Here is a 1,605-nt window from a genome sequence, read left to right as displayed (position 1 = left end):
CCTGATGGGGTCGGATTTGCACCGCCATCCTGATGAATAGTTATAACCTTTGGGATGTTATTCCGCGAGTTACCTGAGTCATAACCTACTCTACTACGAGTTGCTCCTACTCAGAACAAGCCGCACGCTGCAGAAGATTCCCTGTGTAGAACTGGCATCTTGCCAGTGGCTGCAGAAGATTCCCTGTGTAGAACTGGCATCTTGCCAGTGGCTGGGGAATCGGCTCTGCGTAGAACTGGCATCTTGCCAGTGGCTGCAGAAGATTCCCTGTGTAGAACTGGCATCTTGCCAGTGGCTGGGGAATCGGCTCTGCGTAGAACTGGCATCTTGCCAGTGGCTGGGTAATAGTCCCTGTGTAGAACTGGCATCTTGCCAGTGGCTGCGGAATAAGCCCTGGGTAGAACTGGCATCTTGCCAGTGGCTCCAGAAGTTAGAGTCGATGTCCCCTATTAAGGGGAGCACCTCTCCTGTCATACCGTACGTGCAACTTTCGCCGCATACGGCTCCTAAGTATCTTTTTGGCTACTGTGTATATATTGGTGGCAGCTTTGATGGACTGCTGTTAGGTTTTTAGGGTTCCAGTTGTCATGATTTCCATCTATGTGATGGAGGTGTACAACTTCATCGCTTAGTAACCTGTGTCCGCAATATCCACAGCAATGGTTTTGCTTTTTCAGGGCTTTAGAGGTAGCATTGTCGTAGAGCTTAGAGTTTCTATCGCTCCAATATACCAGGTCTCCATCGTACGGGGACTTGGTGCCTCTGACTTTAATCTGCTTATTCTCTTTATATTTAACCGCCGGAAACGCTTTCTTTACTAGCCTTTTGGCCTCGTATCGATTGATTTTCTTTTCCTTTAGGAATACCTTGAAGGCTCGATATTGTGTGAACCAAAGCGTATTCCTGGAGCCGTCCATCCTGCAATTCCGGTGGTAATTTTTCCAGCCTCTTATTATAGGGGCTAGTTTTTGTGCCTTTACTTTAGCTCCATAGTTCGAGTTGTTGACCACGGCTTTGATTTTCTTCTTGATAGTTCTTAAGTTATCCGCTGAGGGAATGCTACGGAACTTACCATTCTTCTGGACTCTGAATTTCCAGCCCAGGAAGTCAAATCCGTCTGTCGAGTGAGTTATCTTGGTCTTTTCTTCACTAATTTCCATGCCTCGTTCGGCTAAGAATCCTTTCACCTTGTCCAATACCCTTTGGGCATCGTCTTTTGGTTTCAGAAATATCACCATGTCATCCGCGTACCGGATTGATGGGTGTAGGCTTTCTATTCCGTTTAGTGCCACGTTGGCTAAGAGTGGGCTGACCACACCTCCTTGGGGTGTTCCTTGCTCCGGGAATTCCGGACTGACGCCCGCCTTTAAGCATCTAAAAATCCCCTGTTTTATAGATGACGGTGCTAGGGCGTGTCATCAATTAAGCCAGATAACGGTAGCAGCCAGATAAATTGCGGATAGAAAGTTTATTGCCCCTTTATCATAGCGTGTGGCAATCGCTCGATATTGCTTGAGTTGGGCAAAGAAGTTTTCAATTAGATGTCGTGCTTGGTATAAGTATCGATCATACTCACGCTTAACAGTACGGTTGCACTTGGGCGGA

At 47.2% G+C, this 1,605-nt stretch carries 2 protein-coding genes and 1 pseudogene; 1 reads left to right on the top strand and 2 read right to left on the bottom strand.

The window, feature by feature from the left end; translation table 11 throughout:
- Positions 1-159 precede the first annotated feature (159 nt).
- Positions 160-345 carry a hypothetical protein gene (locus F6K63_RS36795; protein WP_287315010.1) on the top strand — a complete coding sequence of 62 codons (186 nt, stop codon included), beginning with the start codon at positions 160-162 and terminating at the stop codon, positions 343-345.
- Positions 346-506: 161 nt separating this feature from the next.
- On the opposite strand, the pseudogene F6K63_RS36790 reads toward F6K63_RS36795, so the two are convergent.
- Positions 507-1,409 (bottom strand): annotated as a pseudogene (locus F6K63_RS36790) (reverse transcriptase domain-containing protein); the annotation flags it as partial.
- A 9-nt stretch (positions 1,410-1,418) separates the two neighbouring features.
- Positions 1,419-1,605, bottom strand: a 187-nt coding sequence (locus F6K63_RS36785) for a transposase (RefSeq protein ID WP_287255045.1), incomplete at its 5' end; no start/stop codon positions are given.

Origin of the sequence: Moorena sp. SIO1G6 (assembly GCF_010672795.1) — a bacterium.
Classification (GTDB): domain Bacteria; phylum Cyanobacteriota; class Cyanobacteriia; order Cyanobacteriales; family Coleofasciculaceae; genus Moorena; species Moorena producens.
The sequence above is the reverse complement of the archived record's forward strand: the minus strand, read 5'-3'. Positions and strand labels throughout refer to the sequence as shown.